This is a genomic window from Microbacterium sp. (assembly GCF_047971895.1).
In the GTDB taxonomy this organism is placed as follows: Bacteria; Actinomycetota; Actinomycetes; order Actinomycetales; family Microbacteriaceae; genus Microbacterium.
In genome coordinates, this window is record NZ_JBKEAF010000086.1 from 1 (window position 1) to 6960 (window position 6960).

Below are 6960 nucleotides of genomic sequence, written 5' to 3' on the forward strand. Positions count from 1 at the left end.
ACCTGCTCGAAGGGCTGAACCCCCCGCAGCGCGTCGCCGTCGAGTATCGCGGGCCCGCACTGCTGATCGTCGCGGGCGCAGGCTCGGGCAAGACGCGCGTGCTGACGCACCGCATCGCGAGCCTGTTGCGCAACCGCGAGGCGTGGCCGAGCCAGATCCTCGCCATCACGTTCACCAACAAGGCCGCGAACGAGATGCGTGAGCGCGTCGAGGCGCTCGTCGGCGATGCCGCGCGCGGCATGTGGATCTCGACGTTCCACTCGGCGTGCGTGCGCATCCTGCGGCGCGAGGCCGAGCGCTTCGGATTCACCAAGGCGTTCACCATTTACGACTCGGGCGATTCGCGTGCGTTGATCAAGCGGCTGGTGAAGGAACTCGAGGCGGATGCCTTCGGTCACTCGCCCGCGAGCGTGCAGAGTCGTATCTCCAAGCTCAAGAACGAGCTCGCCGACGCCGAGTCGTACGCGCGGCAGGCGAATATGGAAGACCCCGCCGAGCGGGCGTTCGTCGAGGTGTTCTCGGCCTACCAGCGCCAGCTGCAGCGCGCCAACGCGTTCGACTTCGACGACCTCATCGGGCAGACGGTGTACCTGTTCCGCGCGTTCCCCGAGGTGGCTGACACGTACCGCAAGCGGTTCCGGCACATCCTCGTCGACGAATACCAGGACACCAACGCCGCGCAGTATGCGCTCATCCACGAGCTGACGAGACCTGTGCAGGAGGGCGCGGAGACCGGCGGGATGATGGCGCTGCTGCCGGTCGAGGACGCGGCATCCCTCACCGTCGTCGGCGACTCGGACCAGTCGATCTACGCGTTCCGCGGTGCCGACATCCGCAACATCTCGGAGTTCGAGCGGGACTTCCCGGGGGCGAAGGTCGTCCTGCTCGAGCAGAACTACCGTTCCACGCAGAACATCCTCGATGCCGCCAACGCCGTCATCGGCCACAACTTCGACCGCACGGACAAGAAGCTGTGGACCGATGTCGGCGCGGGTGAGCCGATCGTCGGGTTCACCGGCTACTCACAGCACGACGAGGCGCAGTTCGTCGCTGACGAGGTCGAAGAGCTGCATCGCGCGGGCGTCGGCTACGGCGAGATCGCCGTCTTCTACCGCACCAACTCGCAGTCGCGTGCGCTGGAGGAGATCTTCATCCGCGCCGCCGTGCCGTACAAGATCATGGGTGGCACGCGCTTCTACGAGCGTGCCGAGATCAAGGACGCGATGGCCTACCTCATCGCCGTCGCCAATCCCGCCGATGAGATGGCCGTGCGGCGCATCCTCAACAAGCCGCGGCGGGGCATCGGCGGCGTCACCGAGGCATCCATCGCACGCTACGCGACCGATGAGGGCATCGCCTTTCGCGACGCGCTCGCCAACGCCTCGGCCCTCGGCGTCGGCCCGAAGATCCAGGCGGCGATCTCCCGACTCGACGCCGTGCTCGCCGAGGCGACCGAGATGCTGCTGCCCGCCAGCGGCGAGGTGCCGCGACCCACGGCCGTCGCCGAAGGGCTGCAGCTGCTGCTGAACAAGAGCGGCTACTCCGACGCGCTGCGCGCCAGTCGCGACCCGCAGGACGAGGCGCGGCTTGAGAACCTCGACGAGCTCATCGCCGTGACGCGCGAGTTCGCCCGCAACAACCCCGAAGGCACGGTGGCCGACTTCCTGGCGGAGGTCGCGCTGGTGTCGGACGCGGACGGACTCGAGGATGCCTCGGGCACGGTGTCGCTCATGACGATGCATACCGCCAAGGGGCTCGAATACGACGCGGTGTTCGTGACGGGTGTCGAAGAAGACCTCATCCCGCACCGGATCTCGGCAGGGGAGCCCGGCGGCCCGCAGGAGGAGCGGCGCCTGTTCTACGTCGCCCTGACGCGAGCCCGCAAGCGCCTGCACCTGTCGCTGGCGATGACCCGCGCGCAGTTCGGCGAGGTGTCGGTCGCGATGCCGAGCCGCTTCCTGCAGGATATTCCGCCGCAGCTCATCGACTGGCGGCAGTCGCCGGGCGACGTCAACACCCGGCGGAGCCTCGGGCCGGGAGGCGCACGCACGGCAGCTCGCGGCGGCGGGGGCGGCCGGCGCCGTGACGACCGGCCGCGGCTCGCCCCGAAGACGACCTCGCTCGACCGGTTCCCCAATCGCATCCCTGCCAAGGTGCGCGACAACAGCGCCATGGAGCTCGTGCCCGGCGACCGCATCCGTCACGACGACTTCGGCGAAGGGCGTGTCGACATGATCACGGGCGAGGGCGCGAAGCGCATCGCGCATGTGCGCTTCGACGCCGGTGCGACGAAGAAGCTGCTCGTGAAGATCGCGCCGATCGAGAAGCTCTGAGCACGCGGCGCCTGAGCAGGTTCGCAGAAACGCGCGAAGTCCGCAGGCAGAGAGTGGATGCCTGCGCGCACGCCGCGAAACTGCGAACATCGTGCCGACGGGCACACGGCCGAGAGGCACCCTCAGGTGCAGTGGTTAGGCTGGAACGATGGCCCTCTTCTCCCGTCGTGACAAGCGTCGCGCCGAGCCCGACACCACCCCGTCCGGCGCCGAGACCGCCGCCGACGCGCCGACGCCCGACGAGCCGGCACACGACGCGTCCGCCCCTGCCGCCCAGCCCGAGGAGGTGCCCTCGGTCGGCATCTCGGTGAGTGCTTTCGGCGGGCTGGGGGCGCAGCATCCCGCCGCCTCTGCACCGCCCGAGGTGCCCGACGACCGCCGTCGTGCGCGGCGCGGTCCTGAGCTTCCCCCGCCGCAGAACGACAGCGTCAAGGGCCTGCGCGACAACGTGCTGCTGCGTGACTCGCTCGCCGGGCTGAGCGAGAACACCGAGTCGGTCGCGCTGCTGCGCGTGGCCCGTCAGGTCATGCAGAACCACCTGTTCCTGCGCGTGCAGGGCGATGCCCGTGCGCTGCTGGGCGAGGGCAAGGACCTGCCGCTCGCCGTGCTGCGCACCGACGACAAGCAGTGGGCGCTCGCATACAGCTCGGGCGTCGCGCTGCAGCGCGCCGTCCAGGACGACGGCAACGCCCAGACCTCGGCGATGGGGCAGCCCGTGATGGCCGTGCTGTCGCACGTGCTGGCCGGAGACTTCGCGGGGCTCATCATCGATCCTTCGTCGACGCCGCATCGCATCGTCCTGCCGCGCGACCTCGTGCAGCAGATGGTCGAGCGCGCCGACCCCGCGCTCACGCTCAAGACGCTGCTCGCCGCACCCCGCACGCCCGAGACGCCGGGCGCGGTCGCCCGCGCGCTCACCGAGGCGCCGCTGTTCGTGGCCGTCAACACGTCCGAGCCCGACGCGTCCGGGGAAGGGCGCCTGGGCATCGCCGAGTCACGCGACGCGGATGGCAACCGCATCCTCGAGATCTTCTCGCACCCGCTCGAGGTGGTGGCGATGGGCCGCGGCGACCGGCCACTGCCGTTCACCGCGCAGCAGCTCGCCTCGGCACTGGCATCGCACGAGCACGTGCAGGGAGTGGTGCTGGATGCCGCGGGCCCCTGGATCCAGTTGACCCGCGACGACCTGATCCCGGTCATCTCGCTCGCGAACGCCTGACGGGTGTTGCCCGTCGGGCGTGCCGGGTAGCGTCGAAGGGTGGCCTCCGAACGCATCACGCTCACCGTCCCCGGCCCGCACGGTGACCGGCCGATCGGCCTGTCGAGCCCCAACCGGGTGATCTGGCCCGATGTCGGGATCACCAAGCACGAGCTGGCCGAGTACTTCATCACGGTGGCGACGCCGTTCCTCGACGCGAACGGCGACCGGCCCGTGTCGCTGCAGCGTTACCCGGACGGGATCGACGGCGAGAGCTTCTTCTCCAAGAACCCGCCCAAGGGGGCGCCGGACTTCGTCGAAGCGGTCACCGTCACGTACAACAGCGGCCGCCGGCATCCACAGCTCGTCCTCACCGAGATCGCCACGGCCGTGTGGGCGGTGCAGATGAACGCGGTCGTCTTCCATCCGTGGGCCTCGCTCGCGCAGAACACCGACAATCCGGTCGAGCTGCGCATCGATCTCGATCCTCAGCCCGGCACAGGGTTCGCCGAGGCAGCGGCGATCGCCCCCGCGCTGCGGGAGGTGCTCGCCGAGGCCGGGCTCGAGGCGTACGCGAAGACCAGTGGGAACCGCGGCATCCATGTCTTCTGCCCGATCGTGCCCGAGTGGGAGTTCCTCGACGTGCGGCACGCCGTGATCGCTGCCGGGCGTGAGCTCGAGCGCCGGATGCCCTCGCGCGTGACCATGAGCTGGTGGAAGGAGGAACGCGGCGACCGACTGTTCGTCGACTTCAACCAGGCCAACCGCGACCGCACGATGGCCGGCGCGTACAGTCCGCGCGCGCTGCCGGGGGCGACGGTGTCGACGCCGCTGGCGTGGGACGAGCTGGCGGATGCCGACCCCGCCGCGTTCACGGTGCGGTCGGTGCCGGAGCGGCTCGCCGAGCGCGGCGACCCCTGGGCGGGGCTGCGGGAGAATCCCGGCCGCATCGACACTCTGCTGGAGTGGTGGCAGCGCGATCTGGAGGCCGGGCTCGGCGAGCTGCCGTTCCCGCCCGAGTTCCCCAAGATGCCGGGGGAGCCCCCACGGGTGCAGCCCAGCCGGGCGAAGAAGGCGGATGCCTGACGCTGATCGTTCGTACGCCTCGCCGCGCCGAAGCCTGGTCTCGCCGGCACGGTGGGCGCGGACTTCGCGAGCATCGGTGCGGGGATCTCGTCGGGCAGGGGTCAGTCCAGTTCGGTGGCGAGCCGCCGTGCCACCTCGGCCCGCGGCATCCGTCGCGGGAACACCGCGACCACGACGTCGTCCTCGCCGTCGGCGTCGGGGCCGATGCCGAAGCGCGCGCTGGCGGTGACCAGCGCCGTGCGCAGCACGTCGGGGGCGACGTCCTCGCCGCGCAGCAGCCGGCGCAGCACGTGGTTGTGCACGGCGGTCGCCAGCGCCGAGAACCCGACGGCGTCGATCGGGTCGAGGCCGGGCAGCGACTGGCGCAGATAGTCGTCGAAGATGCGCTCATACCGGAAGACGGTGACGATCTCGCGCTCGCGCAGCACCGGCACCCTGCGCACGATCTCGTAGCGGCGGCGGGCGACGACAGGGTCGGCCGCGAAGTGCCGGAAGACCCGTTCGGATGCTTCGCACACCGCCGCGAACGGATCGTCGTGCCGGCCATCGGCGAGGAATGCGCGCACCTCATCGAGCAGCACCTCATGATCGGCGAAGACCACGTCCTCCTTGCCGCCGAACTGGCGGAAGAACGTCGAGCGCGAGACGTTCGCGGCCTTCGCGATCTGTTCCACCGAGGTCGCTTCGAACCCGTGCTCGTGGAACAGCTCGAGCGCGGCGGAGATCACCGCGGTGCGCTCGGCGGCAGCGGGGGAGGCATCGGCGCTCATATCGGTTCGAGCCTACCGCGGCCGTTCCCCGCTGACCGGTGCAGCGGACGACACACGGCGCCGAGCACTCAGGCCCGGGTAGTAGGCTCGTTGATCGGTCGAAACTCTCTCGACATCAAGACATCCTGCCCTCGAGCCTCACCGGAGGAATGCACGTGGATCTGTACGAGTACCAGGCCAGGGACCTCTTCGAGAAGTACGGAGTGCCGGTGCTCGCCGGAATCGTCGCCGACACTCCCGAAGAGGCGAAGGCCGCAGCCGAGAAGATCGGCGGCGTCGTCGTCGTCAAGGCACAGGTCAAGACCGGGGGCCGCGGCAAGGCCGGCGGCGTGAAGGTCGCGAAGACCCCCGACGAGGCGTACGAGGCCGCCAAGGCGATCCTCGGCCTCGACATCAAGGGCCACGTGGTCCAGCGCGTCATGGTCGCCGCGGGCGCCCGCATCGCCGAGGAGTTCTACTTCTCGGTGCTGCTCGACCGCGCCAACCGCTCCTACCTGTCGCTGTGCAGCGTCGAGGGCGGCATGGAGATCGAAGAGCTCGCCGTCGAGCGCCCCGAGGCGCTCGCCCGCATCGAGGTCGACCCGCCCACCGGCATCGACAAGGCCAAGGCCGTCGAGATCGCGCAGGCGGCGAACTTCCCCGCCGAGCTCGTCGAGCAGGTCGCCGATGTCTTCGTGTCGCTGTACGAGGTGTACAGGGGCGAAGACGCGACGCTCGTCGAGGTCAACCCGCTCGTGCGTACCGAAGAGGGCGACATCATCGCCCTCGACGGCAAGGTCACCCTCGACGAGAACGCCAGCGAGATCCGCCACCCCGACCACGAGGCGCTCGAAGACAAGGGCGCCGCCGATCCGCTCGAGGCCAAGGCCAAGGAGTCGGGGCTGAACTACGTCAAGCTCGACGGCGAGGTCGGCATCATCGGCAACGGTGCGGGCCTGGTCATGTCGACCCTCGACGTCGTCGCGTACGCCGGGGAGAACCACGGCGGGGTCAAGCCGGCGAACGTCCTCGACATCGGCGGGGGCGCCTCGGCCGAGGTCATGGCTGCGGGGCTGGATGTCATCCTCGGCGACGCGCAGGTCAAGAGCGTGTTCGTGAACGTGTTCGGCGGCATCACCGCGTGCGACGCCGTGGCCAACGGCATCGTCGGCGCACTCAAGACGCTCGGGGCCACCGCATCCAAGCCGCTCGTCGTGCGTCTGGACGGCAACCGCGTCGACGAGGGGCGCGCGATCCTCGCCGAGTACGCCCACCCGCTGGTCACCCTGGCCGCCACCATGGACGAGGGCGCCGACAAGGCCGCCGAGCTCGCCGCCGCCTGAGAGTGAAGGACTAGAGAACATGTCGATCTTCCTGAACAAGGATTCCAAGGTCATCGTCCAGGGCATCACCGGCGGCGAGGGCACCAAGCACACCGCGCTGATGCTCAAGGCGGGCACCCAGATCGTCGGCGGCGTCAACGCGCGCAAGGCCGGCACGACCGTCGCGCACACCGACCGCGACGGCAACGCCGTCGAACTGCCTGTGTTTGCCAGTGTCGCCGAGGCGATGGCCGAAACCGGCGCCGACGTAT

5 protein-coding genes and 1 pseudogene are annotated in these 6960 nt (G+C 69.8%); 5 read left to right on the forward strand and 1 reads right to left on the reverse strand.

The features are described from left to right. The 3 genes from ACK5IN_RS06630 to ligD all read left to right on the forward strand — a co-directional run. Nucleotides 1-2333: ATP-dependent helicase (locus ACK5IN_RS06630; protein WP_416895409.1), on the forward strand; the 2333-nt coding region annotated here is incomplete at its 5' end. Between the two features lie 148 nt (nt 2334-2481). Next, nucleotides 2482-3552 carry an SseB family protein gene (locus tag ACK5IN_RS06635; RefSeq protein WP_416895410.1) on the forward strand — a complete coding sequence of 357 codons (1071 nt, stop codon included), beginning with the start codon at nt 2482-2484 and terminating at the stop codon, nt 3550-3552. Nucleotides 3553-3591: 39 nt separating this feature from the next. Next, nucleotides 3592-4617, forward strand: a complete 1026-nt coding sequence (ligD, locus tag ACK5IN_RS06640) for a non-homologous end-joining DNA ligase (RefSeq protein WP_416895411.1) — start codon at nt 3592-3594, stop codon at nt 4615-4617. 101 nt (nt 4618-4718) lie between these two features. On the opposite strand, the gene ACK5IN_RS06645 is transcribed toward ligD, so the two are convergent. Then, on the reverse strand, nt 4719-5387 hold the full coding sequence (locus ACK5IN_RS06645; RefSeq protein WP_416895412.1) for a TetR/AcrR family transcriptional regulator: 669 nt from the start codon (nt 5385-5387) through the stop codon (nt 4719-4721). Nucleotides 5388-5542: 155 nt separating this feature from the next. Here ACK5IN_RS06645 and sucC point away from each other — a divergent pair, with 155 nt between their 5' ends. After that, complete coding sequence (sucC, locus tag ACK5IN_RS06650) at nt 5543-6709, forward strand: ADP-forming succinate--CoA ligase subunit beta (protein ID WP_416895413.1); 1167 nt, start codon at nt 5543-5545, stop codon at nt 6707-6709. A 19-nt stretch (nt 6710-6728) separates the two neighbouring features. Next, a pseudogene (locus ACK5IN_RS06655) lies at nt 6729-6960 on the forward strand (succinate--CoA ligase subunit alpha); the annotation flags it as partial.